The sequence below is a fragment of the Nocardia sp. NPDC004123 genome (assembly GCF_053603795.1).
Genome location: NZ_JBSGGG010000022.1, coordinates 1 through 22,437, shown reverse-complemented (window position 1 = coordinate 22,437; position 22,437 = coordinate 1). Strand labels below are relative to the sequence as shown.

Genomic DNA, 22,437 nt, shown 5'->3' with positions numbered 1-22,437 from the left:
CGACAGCGGCACATTGTCGGGCCGCGGTGCGGCCGTGAGCGCCTTGCGATCTCCCGCACCAGCGTGCTGCTCGACCTTGGCGGCCAGCCCGGCGACGGTCGACGCCTCGAACACGGCGCGCACCGGTACCCGCGCGTCCAGGGCCGCGCCGATGCGCGCGGCGACCTGGGTGGCGAGCAGCGAGTTGCCGCCGAGGGCGAAGAAGTCGTCGTCCGCGCCCACGCGCTCGGCGCCCAGGACCTCGGCGATGACGCCCGCCACGATCTCCTCGATCGGGGTGGACGGCGCCCGGAAGGCGGTGGTCTCGAACTCCGGCTCCGGCAGCGCCTTCCGGTCCAGCTTGCCGTTCACATTGAGCGGCAGGGCATCCAGCACCACGAAGGCCGACGGCACCATGTACGACGGCAGCGCCGCCGCCAGCGCCGACTTCACCAGCGGCACATCGACACCCGAGCCGGACGGCACCAGGTAGGCCACCAGGCGGTCACCCGTCCTGGCGTCCTGCTTGGCCAGCACCGCGGTCTGCGCGATCTCCGGCAGCGCCAGCAGCGCCGCCTCGATCTCGCCGAGCTCGATACGGAAACCACGGATCTTCACCTGGAAGTCGGTGCGGCCCCGGTACTCCAGCTCGCCGTTGCCGGACCAGGCGACCAGGTCACCGGTGCGGTACATGCGCTCGCCGACGGCGAACGGGTCGGCCACGAAACGATCCGCGGTCAGATCCGGACGCGCGAAGTAGCCGCGGGCCAGCTGCGCACCGGCGAGGTAGAGCTCGCCGGAGACGCCGTCGGGCACGGGGTTCAAGCGCGCGTCGAGCACGTAGACCCGCGAATTCCATTCCGGCGCACCGATGGACACCGAACCCTGGTCGGCGTCGGTGACCCGGTGGCTGGTGATGGACACCGCGGCCTCGGTCGGGCCGTACAGGTTGAACAGCCCGGCGTCCGGATTGCCCGCACGGAAGCGCTGCGCCACTGTCGCGGGCAGCGCCTCACCGATGGCGAGCACCCGCCGCAGTGAATCGTTCAGCGTCCCTTCGGCCGCGGTGAGCAGCGCGTCCAGCATGGACGGCACCACGTGCAGGGTGGTGACCCGCTCGCGCGCCATCAGCTCGTCGAGGTACGCCGGATCCCGGTGCCCGTCGGCCGCCGCGATCACCAGGCGGCCACCGGACACGGCGGCCGACCAGAACTCCCAGACCGACAGGTCGAAGGTGGCGGCGGTCTTGAGCAGCACCGCGTCGTCCGCGCCGAGCTCGAATTCCGCGCTCTTCCACTGCAACTGGTTGGCGATGGCCGCGTGCGGCAGCGCCACGCCCTTCGGGCGACCGGTGGAACCGGAGGTGAAGATGACGTAGGCGGTGTGCTCGGGCCGCAGCGGGGCGACTCGCTCGGCATCGGTGACCGGGCCGGGGTTCGCGCCGGACAGCGCGAGCTCGTCCAGCCGCACCAGCGGCGCGATATCGGTCGTGAACTCGGCCGCGGCGTTGGTCAGCACGCACACCGGCGCGGCGGTTTCCAGGATGTACCCGGTCCGCTCGGCCGGCTGGTCCGGGTCCACCGGCACGTACGCGCCACCGGCGACCGAGACCGCGTACATGGCCACGACCAGGTCGACGGAGCGCCGCAGCGCCAGCGCGACCCGCGCCTCCGGGCCCACGCCCAGCGAGATCAGATGGCGGGCAAGGCCGTTGACCCGGGCGCCGAGTTCGGCGTAGGTCAGCGTCTCGCTGTCCGGTCCGATGAGCGCGATGGCGGTCGGCTTGGCCGCCACCGTCGCTTCGAGCATGGACACCAGCGTCGCGGCCGAATCCACCTGGTGCGCGGTGGCATTGCGCCGCTCCAGGATCTCGGTCCGTTCGGCCCCGCCCAGCAGCTCGATCTCGCCGACCACGGTGCGGGGTGCGGTCACGATCTCGCGCAGCAGGTGCACGAACCGATCCGCGAAGCCGTGCGCGGTGTCCCGGTCGAAGATATCGGTGGCGTAGGTCAGGATGCCGGTGATGCCCTGGGCCGCACCGTCTTCGCCGTAGATGTCGGAGACGATGAGGTGCAGGTCGAACTGCGACAGCTCGGTGTCGACGTCCAGGCCGGACACGCTCAGGCCCGGCAGTTCCAGGGTGGAGCGGGTCAGGTTCTGGAAGGACAGACCCACCTGGAACAGCGGGTGCCGCGCGGTCGAGCGGGCCGGGTTGAGCACCTCGACCAGGCGCTCGAACGGCACGTCGGCATTGGCGTAGGCCTGGATGTCGGTCTCGCGCTGGCGCGCCAGCAGCTCGGCGAACGGCTGCCCGCCGTCGACCAGCGTGCGGAACACCAGGGTGTTGACGAACATACCGATGAGGTCGTCCAGGACGGCCTCGCCACGACCGGCCATCGGGGTGCCGATGGCGATGTCGTCGGAGCCCGACAGGCGCGACAGCAGTACCGCGAGCGCGGTGTGCACGACCATGAACAGCGTCGCGCCCTCGGTGCGGGCCAATTCGACCAGCGCCGCGTGCAATCCGGCGTCGATGCGGACGTCGATCTTGCCGCCCGCGAAGGTCTGCACCGCCGGACGCGGCCGGTCGGCCGGGAGGTCCAGCTGATCCGGCAGGCCGGCGAGCGCCTGCGCCCAGTAGGCGACCTGCTTCGACGCCAGCGATTCCGGATCGTCCTCGCTGCCCAGCAGTTCGCGCTGCCAGATGGAGTAGTCCGCGTACTGCACCGCCAGCGGGGTCCAGCCCGGCTTCTGCTTGATGGAGCGCGCCGCGTAGGCGGTCATCAGGTCGCGGGTCAGCGGGGCCACCGAGGAACCGTCGCCGGAGATGTGGTGGATCACCAGGGCCAGCACGTATTCCGCGGGCGCGGGGCCGTCCGGGTCCACGACCGGGAACTGGCCGGTGGGCTCGATGTCGGCGAAGTCGAAGGTGTAGGCCGCCGCGTGCGCCGCGGCCTCCGACGGCCCGCGCGTCGCGGCACCGGACTCGGCCGCGGGAGCCGGGACCTCGCCCTCGATCTTGAACAGCGCCACCTTGATCGGCACCTCGACGGTCACGTCGAAGGCGGTGGAGGTCAGCTCGACCACCGCGCCCACGACCTCGTCGGCGGTGACGGTGCGCACCTCGAGCTCCGGTACGGCCTGCGCCGGCGGCAGGATGACCTGCACCGGCCCGTCCTCGGTCTGCGGGTAGATGGTCCGCAGGATCTCGTGGCGGGCAACCACATCCGCGATGGCGGCGCGCAGCGCGTCCTCGTCCAGCAGGCCCGACAGCCGCACCGCGACCGGCACGTTGTAGGCGGCCGAGGCGGTGTCGAAGCGGTTGAGGAACCACATGCGCTGCTGGGCCAGCGACAGCGGAACGTTGTCCGGCCGCGGTCCGGCGGTGAGCGCCTTGCGGCCGCCGGCGCCGGCGTCGCGTTCCACCCGGGCCGCGAGCGCGGCCACCGTGGACGCCTCGAACAGCAGTCGCACCGGCACCCGGGTGTTGAGCGCCTCGCCGAGGCGCGCGGCCACCTGGGTGGCGAGCAGCGAGTTGCCGCCCCACGCGAAGAAGTCGTCGTCCAGGCCGATGCGGCCGGATTCGACGCGCAGCACCTCCGCGAACACGCCCGCCACGATCTGCTCGATCGGGCTGACGGGGGCGCGGAAGACCGCCTTCTCGAAGGTGGGCTGCGGCAGCTCCTTACGGTCCAGCTTGCCGTTGGCGTTGAGCGGCAACGCGGTCAGCGGCATGAAGACCGACGGGATCATGTACGACGGCAGTTCGGCGGCCAGCGCCGACTGCAGCTGCTGCTTGTCGGGGTCGCCGTCGCTGCCGACGATGTAGGCCACCAGGCGGTCGCCGAGCACCGGATCGGTGTGCGCGACCACGGCCGCCGAGGCGACGGAATCCAGGCGCAGCAGCGCGGATTCGATATCGCCGAGCTCGATGCGGAAACCGCGGATCTTCACCTGGAAGTCGGTGCGGCCCCGGTACTCCAGCTCCCCGTTCTCCTGCCAGGCCACCAGGTCACCGGTGCGGTACATGCGGGAACCGTTGTCGAAGCGCGGGGAGGCGGAGCGGAACGGGTTCGCCACGAACCGGTCGGAAGTGAGGTCCGGGCGGCCGTGGTAGCCGCGCGCCAGTTGCGCGCCGGCCAGGTACAGCTCGCCGGAGACGCCCACCGGCACCGGCCGCAGGCGCGCATCCAGCACGTACACCTGGGAGTTCCACTCGGGCGAGCCGATGGACACCGACAGCTCGTCGCGGGCGGTGACCCGGTGGTTGGTGATGGACACCGCGGCCTCGGTCGGGCCGTACAGGTTGAACAGCTCGGTGCGCGGCCGCTCCCGCAGCACGCGCTGCGCCAGCGGGCCGGGCAGCGCCTCACCGATGGCCAGGATGCGCCACAGCGAATCCGGCAGCCCGTCGGCGAGCAGCGCGTCCAGCATGGACGGCACCACGTGCAGCGTGGTCACCCATTCGCGGGCCATGAGCTCGTTCAGGTACGCCGGGTCCTTGTGGCCGTCCGGCGCGGCGATGACCATGCGGCCACCGCAGGCGGCGGCGGACCAGAACTCCCAGACCGAGAGGTCGAAGGTGGCGGCGGTCTTGAGCAGCACCGCGTCGGCCGGGTCGAGGCCGAATTCGGTGACCTTCCACAGCAACTGGTTCACGACCGCGCCGTGCGGCAGCGCCACACCCTTGGGGCGGCCGGTGGAACCGGAGGTGAAGATGACGTACGCGGTGTTCGCGGCCGTCAGCTCGCGCACCCGCTCGGCGGCCGTGACCGGCTTGGCCGAGTGGCCGGACAGGTCCAGCTCGTCGATGCGCAGCACCTCGGTGAGTTCGGTCTCGAAACCGACTGCGGCCGTGGTGAGTACGGCCTCGGGCGCGGCCGTCTCCAGGATGTAGCCGACGCGCTCGGCGGGCTGATCCGGGTCGATCGGCACGTAGGCGGCACCCGACTTGGCGACCGCGTACATGGCGACCACCAGGTCGGTGGACCGTCGAATGGCCAGGGCCACCCGGTCTTCCGCGCCGATGCCGCGCGCGATGAGCTCGCGGGCGAGCTGGTTCACGCGGGCGTCGAGCTCGGCGTAGGTCAGCTGCTCGGTGCCCTCGGAGGTGTCGGCGACGATGGCCACGGCCTTCGGGTCGTCGGACACCGCCCGGTCGAGCAGCGAGACCAGGGTGGCCTCGGAACCGCCGTCCATGACCGACTCCACGTCCTGGGCGGTGTTGTTCCACCGCTGCAGGATTCGCACGTTCTCGTCCTCGCCCAGCAGGTCGAGGTCGCCGACCGCGACGGTGGTGTCGGCCAGGATGGCGTCCAGCACCCGCACGAACCGGTCGGCGAAGGACCGCACGGTCGATTCGTCGAACAGGTCGGTGGCGTAACCGAATTCGGTGAGGATCTCGGCCGGTGTGCCGTCCTCGGTGTACCGGTCGTAGAGCGTGACGTGCAGGTCGGTCTTGGCCAGCTGCGAGTCGAATTCGACCGCGGCCACGTGCAGGCCCGGCAGCTCGAAGGCGGTCTCGGCCAGGTTCTGGAACGACAGGCCCACCTGGAACAGCGGGTTGCGCGCGGTGGAGCGGACCGGGTTGAGCACCTCGACCAGGCGCTCGAACGGCACGTCGGCGTTGGCGAAGGCTTCGAGGTCGCGCTCGCGCACCTCGGAGAGCAGGTCGGCGAAGCTCGCGGCGCCGTCGACCTGGGTCCGGAACACCAGGGTGTTCACGAACATGCCTATCATGTCGTCGAGTTCGCGTTCACCGCGGCCCGCGATCGGGGTGCCGACCGCGATGTCGTCGGTGCCGGACAGACGGGCCAGCAGCACCGCCAGGGCGGCGTGCACGACCATGAACAGCGAGGCGTTGTTGGCCCGCGCCAGCTCGTGCAGCTTGGCGTGACGCTCGGCGTCGATATCGAAGCGCAGCGCCTTGCCGTGGAACGACTGCGCCGGGGGGCGCGGCCGGTCGGTGGGCAGCTCCAGCTGGTCCGGCAGCCCGGCCAGGGCGCGGGTCCAGTACGAGACCTGCTTGGCGGCAAGCGATTCCGCGTCGTCCTCACGGCCGAGCACCTCACGCTGCCACAGCGCGTAGTCGGCGTACTGCACCGGCAGCGGAGCCCACTGCGGCACATCGCCGTTCACCCGGGCCACGTAGGCGGCCATGATGTCGCGCGCCATCGGGCCCATGGAGGAGCCGTCGGCGGAGACGTGGTGGACGGTGAAGGCCAGCACGTGCTGGGTGGTCTCACTGTCCGCGATGCGGAACATCTTGACGGCGAGCGGCACCTCGACGGTGACGTCGAAGGTGGTCATGGCGAATTCGATGACCTTCCCGAGCAGTTCGCCCTCGGTCACCTCCTCCGGCACCAGCGACAGATCGGTCTTCGAGGCGGGCAGCACGACCTGGTGCGGCCCCTCGGCCGACGCTCCACCTCCCTGCGCTTGTGGGTACACCGTGCGCAGCACCTCGTGGCGGGCGATCACATCGCCGATGGCCTGCTTCATGGCGTACAGATCCAGCGCGCCGGTGAAGCGCACCGCCAGCGGAATGTTGTCGACCGCCGAAGTGCTGGTGTCGAACTGGTTGAGGAACCAGTAGCGCTGCTGCGCCGGGGACAGCGGCAGGTGCGCGGGACGCTCACCGGGGATCAGGCGCGGACGCGCCCCGGAACCGGCATTGCGCTCCACCCGCGCGGCCAGCGCCGCGACCGTGGACGCCTCGAACAGATCGCGCACCGCGAGCTGGGTGTCCAGGGCCGCGCCGAGGCGGGCGGTGACCTGGGTGGCGATCAGCGAGTTGCCGCCGAGCTCGAAGAAGTCGTCGTCCAGGCCGACCCGTCCGACGCCGAGCACGTCGGAGAAGGTGCCCGCCACGATCTCCTCGATCGGGGTGGACGGGGCGCGGAAGACCTTGGCCTCGAACACCGGTGCGGGCAGCTGCTTGCGATCCAGCTTGCCGGAGGCATTGAGCGGGAAGGCATCCAGCACCACGAAGGCGGTCGGAACCATGTAGCCGGGCAGGCCGTCCTGCAGTTCGGCGCGCACGGCGTCGAGGTCGACGCTGTGGCCGGCGGTCGGGATGACATAGCCGACCAGCTGCTCGCCGAGCCGATCGTCGCTGCGGACCACGACCACCGACTGGGCGATGGCATCGATGGCGGTGAGCGCGGATTCGATCTCGCCGAGCTCGATGCGCAGACCGCGCAGCTTCACCTGGAAGTCGGTGCGACCCAGGTACTCCAGCTCCGCTCCGCCTCCCCGCGCTTCACGACCGGTCCACTTGACGAGGTCGCCGGTGCGGTACATGCGCTCGCCGTCGTGGAACGGGTCGGCGACGAAGCGATCGGCGGTCAGCTCCGGACGGGCGACGTAGCCGCGCGCCAGCTGGACGCCCGACAGGTACAGCTCACCCGCGACACCCGGGGCGACCGGGTGCAGGCGCGAATCCAGCACGTACACACGGGTGTTGAAAACCGGCGCGCCGATCGGCACCGACAGCGCGTCGGTGTCCTCCACCTCGTGGTAGGTGACGTCGACGGCCGCTTCGGTCGGGCCGTAGAGGTTGTGCAGTCGTGCGCCGGTGAGCTCGCGCAGCTTCTGCGCGGTCGGCGCGGGCAGCGCCTCACCCGAGGCGAAGACCTGCTGCAGCGAAACACATTCGGCGGCCTTCTCCTCCGCCACGAACACCGACATCATCGACGGCACGAAGTGCGCGGTGGTGACACCGGTCTCGATGATCAACTCGGCCAGGTAGCCCGGATCGCGGTGACCGTCCGGCTTGGCGATGACCAGGGCCGCGCCGATCTGCAGGGGCCAGAAGAACTCCCACACCGACACGTCGAAGGTGGCCGGGGTCTTCTGCAAGACGACATCGTCGTCGAACAGGCCGTACTCGGTCTGCATCCACACCAGGCGGTTGACGATGGCCGTGTGGCTCACCGCCACGCCCTTCGGGCGGCCGGTCGAACCCGACGTGAAGATCACGTATGCGACATGGTCGCCGCGCAGCGGGGCGATCCGGTCGGCGTCGGTGATCGGGGCGTCCGAGTAGCCCGACACGTCCAGCTCGTCGATCAGCAGTGTGCGCGTGGTGGTTTCGAACCGATCCCCGCGGGTGCTGAGCACGCACACCGGCCGCGCGGTGTCGAGCACGTACTGGTTGCGCTCGGCCGGGTGGTCCGGGTCCAGCGGCACGTACGCGCCACCGGCGACCGTGACGGCGTACATGCCGACCAGCAGCTCGAAGGAGCGGCGCATGCCCAGGGCCACATAGGTGTCCGGTCCGACGCCCTCGGCGATGAGGTGGCGGGCCAGCTGGTGCACGCGAGCGGCGAACTCGCCGTAGGACAGACTCGTCCCCTCGAACACCAGCGCGGTGAGGTCGGGGGTCTGCTTCAGCTGGGTCTGGAACATCGACGCGAGGGTGACCTCGGCGTCGATCTTCTTGCCGCCCAGGGCGACCCGCTTGACGTCGTACTCGGTGGCGTTCCAGGTGCGCAGCACCTGGCGGCGCTCGGCCGCGTCCAGCAGCTCGATATCGCCGACCAGCGCGGTCGGCTCGGCGACCACGGTCGACAGCAGGCGCACCAGGCGCTCGCCGAAGGCGGCGATGGTGGCCGGGTCGAACATGTCGGTGGCGTAGGCGAATTCGGCGGTCATGCCGTCGCCGTCGGCCCGTTCGGTCAGGTTGAGGTGCAGGTCGAACTTGGCGGTGACCACGTCCAGCGGCACGCCCGCCACTTCCAGCCCGGGCAGGGCGAAGGTCGCCGCGCCGGTGTTCTGGAACGACAGCATGACCTGGAACAGCGGGTGCCGGGCCTGCGAGCGGGCCGGGTTGAGGATCTCGACCAGGCGCTCGAAGGGCAGGTCGGCGTGGCCGAAGGCGGCCAGGTCGGTGTCCTTGGTGCGGGCCAGCAGCTCGGCGAACTTCTCCCCCGAGTCGACGGCTGTGCGCAGCACCAGGGTGTTGACGAACATGCCGATGGCGTCGTCGAGCACCTGCTCGCCACGGCCCGCGACCGCGGTGCCGATGGCGATGTCGTCGCCGCCGGACAGGCGCGCCAGCAGGGCCGCGAAGGCCGCGTGCACGACCATGAACAGCGAGGCGCCGTGCTCACGAGCCAGGCCGTTGAGCCCGGCCAAGAGGTCGGCGTCGATCGAGAACTCGTGCACCCCACCGGCATTGGACGCCACCGCCGGGCGCGGGCGATCCGAGGGCAGGTCGATCTGGTCCGGCAGCCCGGCCAGTTCGCTGCTCCAGTAGGAGACCTGCTGGGCGATCAGCGAGTCCGCGTCGTCCTCGTCGCCGAGGGTTTCGCGCTGCCACAGCGCGAAGTCGGCGTACTGCACCGGCAGCGGCGCCCAGTGCGGCGCTTCACCGGTGGCGCGGGCCGCGTAGGCGACCATGACGTCGCGGGCCAGCGGGCGCACCGACCAGCCGTCGCCGGAGATGTGGTGCACCACGAAAACCAGTACGTGCGTGGGCTGTCCGGCATCCGAGACCCGGAACAGTCCGGCGCGCACAGGGGCCGCGGCGGTCACGTCGAAGCCGGTGAGGACCAGCTCGGCGATGTGCTCGCGCAGGTCGGCCTCGGCCACCTCGACCGCGGCCAGGCCGGTGCCGCCGCCGTGGACGCCGGCATTGGCGGCCGAGTCCAGGCGGACCTGGTCGGCGGGCAGGATGACCTGCACGCCACGGCCTTCGGCGTTCTCCGGGTAGATGGTGCGCAGCACCTCGTGCCGCTCCAGCACGTCGCCGACGGCGGCCAGCAGGGCGTCCACGTCGAGGTCGCCGGTCAGGCGCACCGCGAGCGGGATGTTGTTGACGGCCGAGGCGGTGTCGAAGCGGTTGAGGAACCACATGCGCTGCTGGGCCAGCGACAGCGGGATCTCGTCCGGCCGGGCCTGGGCCACCAGCGCGCGGCGGCCACCGGTGCCCGCCTGCGCTTCCACGCGCGCGGCCAGGGCGGCCACGCTCGGGGCGTCGAACAGGGTGCGGACGGGGATGCGGGTGTCGAGCGCCGCGCCCAGTCGCGCCACGACCTGGGTGGCGATCAGCGAGTTGCCGCCCAGTTCGAAGAAGTCGTCGTCCGCGCCGACCGGGTTCTCGAGCCCGAGCACCTCGGTGAAGACGCCGGCCACGATCTCCTCGGCACGCGTTGCGGCGGCACGGAACTCGCGGGCGGCGAACTCCGGTTCGGGCAGTGCGCGGCGGTCCAGCTTGCCGTTGGCGCTGAGCGGGAACGCGCCCAGGGCCACGAAGGCGGCGGGGACCATGTAGGACGGCAGCTGCGCGGCCAGGTGCTCGCGCACGGCCTCCACGTCGAGGACGTCCGCGCCGAGCTCGACCGGTTCGGTCGAAACCGATTGCGCCGGAACCACGTACGCGACCAGCTGGTCACCGGTGCGGGCATCGGACCGCAGCACCACGACGGCCTGGGCGACCGACTCGTGGGCGGTCAGCGCGGCCTCGATCTCGCCGAGCTCGATGCGCAGACCGCGCAGCTTGACCTGGAAGTCGGTGCGGCCGATGTACTCCAGCTCGCCGTCCGCGGTCCAGGTGACCAGGTCACCGGTGCGGTACATGCGCTTGCCCGGCGTGAAGGGGTTGGCCACGAAGCGATCCGACGACAGGTCGGGGCGCGCCACGTAGCCGCGCGCCAGCTGCACGCCGGCCAGGTAGAGCTCGCCCGCCATGCCCGGCGCGACCGGGTGCAGGCGCGAATCCAGCACGTACACCTGGGTGTTGAACACCGGGCGGCCGATCGGCACGGTCTCGGTGTCGGCGTCGGTGACCTGGTGATAGGTGACGTCGACGGCCGCTTCGGTCGGGCCGTACAGGTTGTGCAGGGCGGCGCCGGTGACCCGGCGCAGCTGCTGGGCGGTGGTCGCGGGCAGCGCTTCACCGGAGGCGAAGACCAGCCGCAGGCTGTGTCCAATTCGCCCCTCCGCTTCGCTCCGGGGCGGGTTCGGGGTTTCTCCGGCTCGACTCTCGCGCTCCGCGACGAACACGGCCAGCATGGACGGCACGAAGTGCGCGGTCGTGACGCCTTCGCGGGCAATGGTCTCGGCCAGGTACACCGGATCGCGGTGCCCGTCCGGCTTGGCCACGACCAGCTTCGCGCCGATCTGCAAGGGCCAGAAGAACTCCCACACCGACACGTCGAAGGTGGCCGGAGTCTTCTGCAGCACCACGTCGGCGGCGGTCAGGCCGTACTCGGCCTGCATCCACACCAGGCGGTTCACGATCGCCGAGTGCGGCACCGCCACACCCTTCGGGCGACCGGTCGAACCCGACGTGAAGATCACGTAGGCGGTGTTCGAAGCCCGTAGCGGCGCACTGCGATCCGCGTCGGTCAGCACGGCGTCGGAGTAACCCGACAGGTCGACGGTGTCGACCGCGACAGTCGGGACGCTCGCGTGGGTGAATCCGTCCCGCTCGGTGGTGAGCACGCACACCGGCCGAGCGGTCTCGAGCACGTAGTCGATTCGGTCGGCGGGCTGGTCCAGGTCCAACGGCACGTACGCGCCACCGGCCTCGATGATCGCGTACATCGCGACCACCAGGTCCACCGAACGGCGAATGCCCAAGCCCACCAGGCTCTCCGGGCCGACCCCGGCCTCGATGAGCTTGCGGGCCAGCTGATGCACCCGTGCGGTGAACTCGCGGTAGGGCAGACCTGACCCCTCGAAGCTGACCGCAGTCGCCTCGGGGGTCCGCGCGGCCTGGGCCTCGAACAGTGCGACCAGGGTCTCGCCCGCGTCGCCCGAGGCGCTGCGCACGATCTCGCCCTCGGCCGTGGTCTCGCCCGACAGAGTGCCGGAGGTCAGTTCCGCCAGCACGGAGACGACGTCGGCGGTGGTGCGGTTCCAGTCGCGCAGTACCCGGGTGCGCTCGCCGGAGACCAGCAGGTCGATATCGCCGATGGCCCGTTCCGGCTGCGCGGCAATGGCCTTCAGCAGCCGGTCGAACCGGTCGGCGAAACGCTCCATGGTGGCCGCGTCGAACAGGTCGGTGGCGTAGATGAGTTCGGCGGTGATGCCGGACGGGGTCGCGCCGTGGCCGTTGCCCGCCACGTCGTGGGTTCCCAGCTGCTCGGTGAGGACCAGCTGCAGGTCGAACTTGGCGGTGTCGATCGGGAGATCGACGGCGCTCACGGTCAGGCCGGGCAGTTCCAGTTCGGTGATGCCGGTGTTCTGGAACGACAGCATGACCTGGAACAGCGGGTGCCGCGCCTGCGAACGCGCCGGGTTGAGGATCTCGACCAGGCGCTCGAAGGGCAGGTCAGCGTGGCCGAAGGCCTGGATGTCGGTGGCGCGCACCGTGTCCAGGAGCTCGGTGAAGCCGGCGCCGCCGTCCACCTCGGTGCGCAGCACCAGGGTGTTGACGAACATGCCGATGAGGTCGTCGAGGGCGCGTTCACCACGACCGGCGACCGGGGTGCCGATCGCGATGTCCGCCTCACCCGACAGCCGCGACAGCAGCGCCGCCAGGGCGGAGTGCATGACCATGAACAGGGTCGCGCCGCGGGTGCGGGCCAGTTCGGTCAGCTTGGCGTGGGTGTCGGCATCGACGGTGAAGACGTGCGTCGCACCGCGGCCCGACGCGACGGCCGGACGCGGCCGGTCGGCGGGCAGGTCCAGCTGGTCGGGCAGGCCGCGCAGTGTGTCGCGCCAGTACGAGATCTGCTGGGAGATCACGGATTCGGTGTCGGTCTCGTCGCCGAGCACCGCGCGCTGCCACAGCGCGTAGTCCGCGTACTGGACATCCAGCGGCTGCCAGCCGGGCTCGCCGCCCTCGACGCGAGCGCCGTAGGCGGTCATCACATCCCGGGTGAGCGGGCCCATGGAGAAGCCGTCGGCCGAGATGTGGTGCACCACCAGCGCGAGCACGTGCTCGGTGGGGCTGACCTCGAACAGGCGGGCCCGGAACGGCACGTCCACGGTGACGTCGAAGCCGCTCAGCACCAGCTCCGAGAGCGCCTGCGGCAGTTCGGCTTCGGAGACCTCGACCGGGGTCAGGTCCGGAATGACCTGTGCGGTGGGGACGATCTCCTGGAACGCTTGCGCTCCGCCTCCCCGCGCTTCGCCGATCTCCGGGTACCGGGTGCGCAGCGACTCGTGCCGCGCCAGCACGTCGGCGACGGCGATCTGCAGGGCCTGGCGGTCCACCAGACCCGACAGGCGCACGGCCGCCGGGATGTTGTCCACGGCCGATTCGGGATCGAACCGGTTGAGGAACCACATGCGCTGCTGGGCCAGCGACAGCGGCAGCCGCTCCGGCCGCTGCTGCGCGATCAGCGCCTGGCGAGTGCCCGCGCCGGAATGGGTTTCGGCGCGCGCCGCCAGGGCGGCCACGGTCGACGCCTCGAAGATCTCGCGCACACCCAGGTGGGTGTCCAGCGCGGCCGACAGGCGCGCCGCCACCTGGGTGGCGATGAGCGAGTTGCCGCCGAGGGCGAAGAAGTCGTCGTCGAGGCCGACCCGCTCCAGGCCGAGGATCTCGGCGAACACGCCGGCCACGATCTGCTCGACCGGAGTGACCGGAGCGCGGAACACCGCGGCCTCGAACACCGGCGCGGGCAGCGCCTTGCGGTCCAGCTTGCCGGAGGCATTGAGCGGGAACTCGTCGAGCGCCATCAGGACCGACGGCACCATGTACGCGGGCAGGCTCTCGCCGATCTCCAGGCGCACCTTCTCGACGTCCACGGTGTGGCCCGCCGCCGGGATGACATAGGCGACCAGCTGATCGCCGGTGTGCACGTCGCTGCGCACCACGACCACCGACTGCGCGATGGAATCCATTGCGGTGAGCGCGGATTCGATCTCCCCGAGCTCGATGCGCAGACCGCGCAGCTTCACCTGGAAGTCGGTGCGGCCGATGTACTCCAGCTCGCCGTCCGCGGTCCAGGTGACCAGGTCACCGGTGCGGTACATGCGCTCGCCGTCCCCGAAGGGGTTGGCCACGAAGCGATCCGAAGTGATGTCCGGGCGCGCGACATACCCGGTCGCGAGCTGATCGCCCGCCAGGTACAGCTCACCCGCGACACCCACCGGAACCGGCCGCAGACGCGAATCCAGCACGTACACCTCGGTGTTGAACACCGGGCGGCCGATCGGCACGGTATCGACGTCCGCGTCCACGACCTGGTGGAAGGTGACGTCGACCGCGGCCTCGGTCGGGCCGTACAGGTTGTGCAGCTCCGCGCCCGTGAGCTCACGCAGCTTGTGCGCGGGCTTGGGCGACAGCGCCTCACCGGAGGCGAAGACCTTGCGCAGGCTGGTGCAGCGCGCGGCGGCCTCCTCGGCCACGAACACCGCGAGCATGGACGGCACGAAGTGGGTGACCGTCACACCCTCGCGGGCAATGAGATCCGCGAGATACGCCGGGTCGCGGTGGCCTTCCGGCTTGGCCACGACCAGCGTCGCGCCGATCTGCAAGGGCCAGAAGAACTCCCACACCGACACGTCGAAGGTGGCCGGGGTCTTCTGCAGGACGACATCGTCGGCGGTCAGCCCGTAGGCCGCCTGCATCCAGACGAGGCGGTTGACGATGGCCGAGTGCGGCACCGCCACACCCTTCGGGCGGCCGGTCGAACCGGAGGTGAAGATCACGTACGCGTTGTTCGACTCCCGCAGCGGCGCACGGCGATCCGCATCGGTGAGCGGAGCGGCCGAGTAGTTGGCCAGCTCCAGCATGTCGATGCGGACCTGCGCGGTATCGATCGGCAGATCCTCGCCGGAGGTCAGCACGGTCACCGGGTCGGCGGTCTCGAGGATGTACTCGATGCGCTCGGCCGGGTGATCCGGGTCCAGCGGCACGTAGGCGGCACCGGCGACGGTGACGGCGTACATGCCGACCACCAGGTCGATGGAACGCCGCATACCCAGGGCCACGAACGATTCCGCTCCGACACCACGCTCGACGAGCCAGCGCGCCAGGCGGTGTACCCGGTCGGCGAACTCGGCGTAGGACAGAGTTGTAGCCGGTTGGGAGGTATCGGCGTGCTCGAAGCTGAGCGCGGTCGCGTCGGGCGTCCGCTCCACCTGCGCCTCGAACATCGCGACCAGGGTCGCGGCCTCGGCCGCCAAGCGCGGGGAGGCGGAGCGATCGGTGAGCACGGCCTCGACGTCGAAGGCGGTGTCGTTCCAGCGCTCGACGACCAGCTCGCGTTCGGGTGCGTCCAGCAGTTCGATATCGCCCACGGCCGCAGCGGGTTCCGTGGTGATGGCGGTCAGCACGCGCACCAGGCGGTCGGCGATGCGGTGGACGGTGTCCTCGTCGAACAGGTCGCGCAGGTAGCCGGCGCGGATACGCAGGCGGGTGTCGAGCTGGGCGATGAGGGTCAGCGGGTAGTGGGTGGCGTCCGCCGCGTCCAGGCCGGTCACGGCCATACCGTCGATATCCGCGGCCTGCGACCGAATGCCTTCGGCGTCAACGGGATACGACTCGAACACCACCAGGGTGTCGAAGAGTCCGCCGATGCCGGCCGCCGACTGGATGTCGGCCAGGCCCACGTAGTGGTGGTCGAGCAGATCGGCCTGCTCACCCTGAGTACGGGTGAGCAGCGCGCTCGCCGGCTCGGCCGGGTCGAAGGCGACCCGCACCGGCACGGTGTTGATGAACAGACCCACCATGGACTCGACGCCGGACAGCTGGGCCGGGCGGCCGGACACCGTGGTGCCGAAGAGCACGTCCTCGCGGCCGGTGAGGCGGCCGAGCAGGATGCCCCAGGCGACCTGGAGCACGGTGTTCGGGGTGACGCCGAGGTCGGCGGCCAGCGCGGTCAGGCGCGCGGTCGCGGCCTCGTCCAGGTCGAAGAAGTACTCGCCGGACAGGGCGGTGATCTCGCGGCCCGCGTCGGGGCGGGTGAGCAGGGTCGGCTCGGAGACGCCGTGCAGCGACCGCTGCCACGCCGCCAGCGAGGCCGGACGGTCCTGCTGCGCAACCCATTCCAGGAAGTACCGGTAGGACCGCACCGGCGGCAGCACCGCGGTGTCGGAGTGCGTGGCGTACAGCACCAGCAGGTCCTGCATGAGCAGCGGCATGGACCAGCCGTCGAGCAGGATGTGGTGGTTGGCCACGGCCAGCTGGTAGCTGTTCGCGGCGGTTCGCACCAGCGTGTAGCGGATGAGCGGCGGCGCGGTCAGGTCGAAGCGCTGCACCCGGTCGGCGGCGATGATCTCCGCCGCGCGTGCCGCGCGGGCTTCCGCGTCGGCGATATCGGTCAGGTCGTGGTTGGTCCACGCCACCTGCACGCCGTCGATGACCACCTGCACCGGAACACCCGACGCGTCGTTCACGTAGGCGGTGCGCAGGATCTCGTGGCGTTCGATGAGCGCCTGCGCGGCCGACCGCAGCCGGTCGGCGTCGACGCGGCCCTCGAGGGTGAGCACCGCCTGCGCGGTGTACACGTCGACCGAGGTGGCGGCCAGCTGCGCGTGGAACAGCAGACCGGCCTGCAGCGCGGACAGCGGCCACACCTGGTTCAGCGCACCGTACTGCTTCTCCCAGCCGTCGATATCACGCTGGGTGACGCGCACCAGGCCGAAGTCGGACGGGGTGTGCCCGCCCGCCTGCGCGGAATCGGCATGCCGGGCAACGGCTTCCAGCGCCGAGATCCACAGCGCCGCGAATTCGGCGATCTCCTGCGCACCGATCAGCGTGCTCGGGTAGCCGATATTGGCGGTCAGCTTCTCCCCGACCACGATGGCGTTGATGTCGATCGGGGCCATGGCGGGCATGTCGCCGTCGTAGGCGCCGGCCAGATCCGCCAGCTCGGGAGCCGGGATCCAGCCGAAGCCGCGCAGCGCCTCCGGCACATCGCCCTCGTTGACGCGGCCCAGGTAGTTGAAGCTGACCTGGCCCGGCAGCTGCTTGGGCAACTGCGAGGCGGTGTCGGAGTTCATGTAGCGCAGCAGGCCGTAGCCGATGCCCTTGTCCGGCACCGCGAGCAGCTGCTCCTTGACGGCCTTGATGGCCCGGCCCATGGCGGGCCCACCGGTGAGGGCGGCGTCCACGTCGATGCCGGCCAGCTCGAAGCGCACCGGGAAGATGGCGGTGAACCAGCCGACCGTGCGGGACAGGTCGGCACCGGGCACGACCTCTTCCTCGCGGCCGTGGCCCTCGAGGCGGACGAGGGCTGTGTCCTGCCCCCCGGCCTTCTCCCCCAGGCCCTTGGCCGCGCGGAACTTGGCCACCGCCAAGGCGAGTGCGGTCAGCAGACCGTCGTTGACACCGCCGTGGAACAGCGCGGGCACGGTGGTCAGCAGCGCCTTGGTGGCCTCGGCCGACAGTTCGACGCGGTGCTTCTCGATGGTGGCGGTGACGTCGACGGCCGGATCCATGGGGCGCTCGGTGAGCAGCGGGTCCGGGCCCTCGACGACGGTGCGCCAGAACTCGAGTTCGGCGACGCGCTCGTCGGTGGCGGCCTCACGCTCGAGGGCGTGCGCCCAGGTGCGCATGCTGGTGGCGGGCGCGACCAGCTCGGGGGTCTGTCCGGCGGACAGCTGACCCCAGGCGGCGACGAAGTCCGGCACCAGGATTCGCCAGGTGACGCCGTCGACTACGAGGTGGTGCGCGGCGACGACGAGACGTCCGGCACGAGCGGTGCCCGATTCCCGGCTCGCCGTGGCGCCGGACGGCTCCAGCCACACGAACCGGATGACCTGTCCCGCAGCCGGATCCAGCTTGTCGAGGGTGGCATCCAGTGCGGCGGTGGCGATCTCGACCAGCTGTGCGTCGGTGACGCCCGCGTCGAACTCGGTGCGATCGATCAGCGCATCCGCGTCGATCGTTCCGGGAGCGGCGGTTTCGACAATCCAGTCCGCGTCCGGCACCCGGCGCAGGCGCGCCCGCAGCATGTCGTGGCGGTCGATGACCGCGCCGACGGTGGCGGCGATGCCCGCGCGATCGATGCCGATCGGCAGCTCCAGCGCCATGGTCTGGTTGAAGCGGCCGAACTCGCCCGACCGGCCCGCCATGAAGCGCACGACGGGGGTCAGCGGCATGACGCCCACGCCGCCGCCCGGCAGCTCGGTCAGCTGCGGGGTCGAATCGCCCTGGCCGTCCACGGATACCGTCGCGATGGCGGCCAGACCGGAGACCGTGCGCTGTTCGAACACGTCGCGCGGGCTGAACACCACGCCGCGCGCCTTGGCCCGCGACACCAACTGGATGGAGACGATGGAGTCACCGCCCAGGGCGAAGAACGAGTCGTCGATACCGACCCGCTCCAGGCCCAGCACCTCGGCGAAGACCTCGGCGATGGTGTGCTCGAGGGCATTGCGCGGCGCGCGGAAGACCACCTCGGTGGCGAAGACCGGCTCGGGCAGCGCCCGGCGGTCCAGCTTGCCGACCGGCGTCAGCGGCACCCGGTCGATGACCATGACCGCCGACGGCACCATGTACGCGGGCAGACGCGCCTCGACGTGCGCGGTCACGGCCGCCACATCGATCGAACGACCCGGCGTGGCAACCACATACGACACCAGCGACGTCGCGCCCGCGGCGTTCTTGTGGCCCACGGTGACCGCGAAGTCGACGGACTCGTGCGAGGCCAGCGCGGCGTCGATCTCGCCCAGCTCGATGCGGAAACCACGCACCTTGACCTGGAAGTCGGACCGGCCGACGTACTCGACCAAGCCGTCCGGGGTCCAGCGCACCACGTCGCCGGTACGGTACATGCGCTCGCCCGCCACATACGGGTTGGCGACGAACCGGTCGGCGGTCAGGCCCGGTCGCGCGTGGTAGCCGCGCGCCAGCTGAATGCCCGACAGGTACAGCTCACCCGCGACACCCACCGGAACGGGGCGCAGGCGGTTGTCGAGGATCAGCGACTGCATGCCCCGGATGGGACCGCCGATGGTGACCAGATCGCCCGGCACCAGCGCATCGCTGATGTTGGTCATGATGGTGGTCTCGGTGGGGCCGTACCCGTTGTGGAAGGCACGAATGGTGCCGTCCGGCCCGGTCCCCTCGCCGATCGGCACCGCCCACTTCTCGACCAGATCGGCCGGGACGGCTTCACCACCGGCGACCAGCACGCGCAGCGAGTCCAGACCCGCCGGTCCGAAGGTGGACAGCGCGGCCGGGGTGATGAAGGCGTGGGTGGCCTGCTCACGGCGGATCAGCTCGGCGAGCTCCTCACCGCCGTAGGTGCCCGGCGGGACGACCACGAGGGTGCCGCCCTTGCCGATGGCGAGCAGGAACTCCAGCATGGACGCGTCGAACGACGGCGACGCGAAATGCAGTGCGCGCGAGGAGGAGTCGAGCGCGTACCGCTCGGCCTGCTCGACGCTGAAGTTGGCCAGACCCGCGTGGGTGACCACGACGCCCTTGGGCACGCCGGTGGAACCGGAGGTGTAGATGACGTAGGCCGGGTGCTCAGGGCGCAGCGGGCGCACCCGCTCGGCGTCGGCGATCGCGGTGTCCGCGAACGCATTCGCTCCACCTCCCAGCGCTTGCTCCAGCTCGTCCAGCACCAGCCACTCGACCGAGTCCGGCATGTCCGCGCGCACCGATGCCACGGTGAGGCCGACCGGCGAACCGGAGTCGGTGACCATGTGGGCGATGCGGTCGGCCGGGTAGTTCGGGTCCACCGGTACGAAGGCCGCACCGGTCTTGGACACCGCCCATTCGGCGAAGTAGGAGTCGTCCGACCGCGGCACGGCCACGGCGACCAGATCCTCGGCGCCGATGCCGCGCTCGATGAGCAAGCGCGCCAAGCGGTTCGAGCGCGCATCCAGCTCGCCGTAGGACAGACTCCTGCCCTGGAACACGACCGCAGTCGCGGCCGGATCGATGGCGACGGCGTCGGCGATGAGCTCGGGCAGCGTGCGCGCCGGGACGGCGGGCAGGCCGAAACGGGCCACCAGATCGGCGCGTTCGTCCTGGTCCAGGATGTCGATCGCGCCGACGCCGAGCTCCGGGTCGGCCGCGACGGCCTCGAGCACCCGCACCCAGCGCTGCGCGAATCCGGCCGCGGTGGCCTCGTCGAACAGGTCGGTGGCGTAGGTCAGCGCCAGCGCCATCCCGGAGTCCTGCTCCGACAGCGTGAACTGCAGGTCGAAGCGGGAGATGTTCTCGTCGAGGTCGAGCGTGGAGACGGTCAGCCCCGGCAGCTCGATGCTGGTGCGATCCAGGTTCTGGAACGCCAGCATGACCTGGAACAGCGGGTTGCGGGCCTGCGAGCGCTCGGGCGCGAGCAGTTCCACCAGCCGCTCGAAGGGCACGTCGGCATTGCCGAAGGCGTCGAGGTCGGTGTGCCGCACGCGGTCCAGCAGGTCGGTGAACGACTCGGCCGGGTCGATGCCGGTGCGCAGCACCAGGGTGTTGACGAACATGCCGACCAGGTCGTCCAGCGCGGCCTCACCACGACCGGCGACCGGGGTGCCGACCGCGATATCGTCGCCGCCGGACAGCCGGGCCAGCAGCACCGCGAGGGCGCTGTGCATGACCATGAACAGCGACGAACCCCGGCGGCGGGCAACGTCTTCCAGCGCCGCGACGAGCTCCGGCGACAGCGTGCGCTGCAGCGTGGCGCCGCGGTGCGAGGCGATGGCCGGGCGCGGGCGGTCGGTGGGCAGGGCCAGCTCGTCGGGCACGCCGCCGAGCACGCGCTGCCAGTAGGCCACCTGGCGGGCCATGATCGAGGACGAGTCCTCTTCGGAGCCCAGCACTTCGCGCTGCCAGACGGCGAAGTCGGCGTACTGGACGGCCAGCGGGGCCCAGCCCGGGACCGCGCCCTGGTTGCGCGCGGTGTAGGCGACCATGACGTCGCGGGCCAGCGGGGACATCGAGAAGCCGTCGCCCGCGATGTGGTGCACGACCACCACCAGCACGTGCTCGGTGGCGTCCTCGCCGCCGACGCGGAACAGGCGGGCGCGCAGCGGAACCTGTTCGGCCACATTGAAGCCCAGCGTGGCGAAGGCGGTCACGGTGGCGGTCACGTCCGCGGCCGCCACGGTGACCGGCCGCAGGTCGAGGGCGATCTCCTCGGCCGGGACGACCACCTGCATCGGGGTGCCGCCGTGCTCCGGGTACCGGGTGCGCAGCGACTCGTGCCGGCGGACCACGTCCGCGACCGCGAGTTCCAGTGCGGCGGTGTCGAGTTCGCCGGTCAGGCGGATGGCCAGCGGCAGGTTGTAGGCCGCCGAGGAGGTGTCGTACTGGTTCAGGAACCACATGCGCTGCTGCGCGAACGACAGCGGCGCCAGGTCGCCGGGAGTCCTGGTCCGGGCCACCAGCTTGGCGCGGGACGCCCCGTCGGCGTGCGATTCGATGCGGGCGGCCAGGGCCTCGACCGTGGTGGCCTCGAACAGGGTGCGCACCGCGACCGTGGTGTCCAGGGCCGCGCCGATGCGCGACACCACCCGGGTGGCGATGAGCGAGTTGCCGCCCAGGTCGAAGAAGTCGTCGTCCAGGCCGACCCGCGGTAGATCCAGGACCTCGGCGAAGACGGCGGCGACCGTCTCCTGCACCGGGGTCTCCGGGGCGCGGAAGGCCCGCGCCTGCGCGGCCGGAGCCGGGAGCGCCCGGCGGTCCAGCTTGCCGTTGACGGTCAACGGGATTCGGTCCAGCACCACGATGGCGGACGGGACCATGTAGGACGGCAGCAGCTCGGCCGCGCCGTCGCGGACCGCGTCCACGGCCGGCGCGATGCCGTTCTCCGGCACCACATAGGCCACGATGCGCTGATCGCCCGGCTGGTCCTCGCGCACGATGACCGCGGCCTGCGCCACGCCCGGCTGGGCCAGCACGGCGGACTCGATCTCACCGAGCTCGATACGGAAGCCGCGCACCTTGACCTGATCGTCGGCGCGGCCCAGATATTCCAGCTCACCGAAGCGGTTCCAGCGCGCCACATCACCCGAGCGGTACAGCCGCTCGCCCGCGATGCCGAACGGACTGGCCACGAAGCGGGCCGCGGACAGGTCCGGGCGGCCCAGGTAGCCACGCGCCAATTGCGGTCCGGCCACGTACATTTCGCCCGCGACACCGACCGGCACCGGGTGCAGCCGGTCGTCGAGAACGTAGACGCGCAGGCCCGCGATGGCCCGGCCGACCACCGAACCGGTGGCGGCGGCGATGGTGTCGGCATCGAGCACGCGCACGGACACGTGCACGGTGGTCTCGGTGATGCCGTACATGTTCACCAGGTACGGCGAGGAATCTCCGTGGCGGGCAACCCAATCCGACAGGCGGCGCAGCTCGAGCGCCTCGCCGCCGAAGACGACGTAGCGCAGCGCCAGCGACTGCTGGTCACCGGCGCCGGTATCCGATTCCCGGCTCGCCGAGGTAGCGATCCGGTCCGCCTCGGCCAGCTGGTAGAACGCCGACGGGGTCTGGTTGAGCACCGTGACCTGCTCGCGGCGCAGCAGTTCCAGGAACTGCTCGGGCGAGCGGGACACGTAGTAGTCGACCACGACCAGCTTGCCGCCGTAGAGCAGCGGACCCCACAA

1 protein-coding gene (only partly in view) is annotated in these 22,437 nt (G+C 70.9%); it reads right to left on the bottom strand.

Annotation, left to right across the window (positions count from 1 at the left end):
* The coding region annotated (locus ACWEQQ_RS29575; protein WP_452350556.1) for a non-ribosomal peptide synthase/polyketide synthase crosses the window boundary (this coding region is incomplete at its 5' end): on the bottom strand, window positions 1-22,437 show 22,437 of its 29,265 nt. The annotated region extends 6,828 nt beyond the left edge of the window.